Annotated in this window: 1 protein-coding gene; it reads left to right on the top strand. The window is 50.4% G+C overall.

What is annotated here, in order from left to right; translation table 11 throughout:
- The first annotated feature begins 67 nt into the window (after positions 1-67).
- Positions 68-886 (top strand): HMP-PP phosphatase, encoded by an 819-nt coding sequence (gene cof, locus E0D98_RS24870; RefSeq protein WP_001355807.1) that lies wholly within the window; start codon positions 68-70, stop codon positions 884-886.
- The last annotated feature ends 18 nt before the right edge of the window (positions 887-904 follow it).

The following is a 904-nucleotide window of genomic DNA, read 5'->3' as shown; positions in this document are numbered from 1 at the left end:
CTATTACTTCCGTATATATCAGGTGATACTCAATCACCATTAACCGTGTCACAGAGTGGAGAAAGAAATGGCTCGTCTGGCAGCATTTGATATGGATGGCACTTTATTGATGCCTGACCATCATTTAGGTGAGAAAACCCTCTCTACTTTGGCGCGACTGCGTGAACGCGACATTACCCTCACTTTTGCCACGGGGCGTCATGCGCTGGAGATGCAGCATATTCTCGGGGCGCTATCGCTGGATGCATATTTGATTACCGGCAACGGAACGCGCGTGCATTCTCTGGAAGGTGAACTTTTACATTGTGATGATTTACCTGCGGATGTCGCGGAGCTGGTGCTGTATCAGCAATGGGATACCCGAGCCAGCATGCATATCTTCAATGACGACGGTTGGTTTACCGGGAAAGAGATCCCTGCGTTGTTGCAGGCATTTGTCTATAGCGGTTTTCGTTATCAGATAATTGATGTCAAAAAAATGCCACTCGGCAGCGTCACCAAGATCTGCTTCTGTGGCGATCACGACGATCTTACACGCTTGCAGATCCAGCTATACGAAGCATTAGGCGAGCGTGCACATTTGTGTTTTTCCGCCACGGATTGCCTCGAAGTGCTGCCGGTGGGCTGCAATAAAGGCGCTGCATTGACGGTGCTGACCCAACATTTAGGTTTATCGTTGCGCGATTGCATGGCCTTTGGTGATGCGATGAACGATCGCGAAATGTTAGGCAGCGTCGGTAGCGGCTTTATTATGGGCAATGCGATGCCGCAACTGCGCGCGGAGCTCCCGCATTTACCGGTGATTGGACATTGCCGAAATCAGGCTGTCTCTCACTATTTGACGCACTGGCTGGACTATCCACATCTACCTTATTCCCCCGAATAACGAGATCCCTTCCAGCAC

The sequence above is a fragment of the Escherichia sp. KCJ4928 genome, assembly GCF_004352695.1.
Lineage (GTDB): Bacteria > Pseudomonadota > Gammaproteobacteria > Enterobacterales > Enterobacteriaceae > ECMA0423.
The sequence above is the reverse complement of the archived record's forward strand: the minus strand, read 5'-3'. Positions and strand labels throughout refer to the sequence as shown.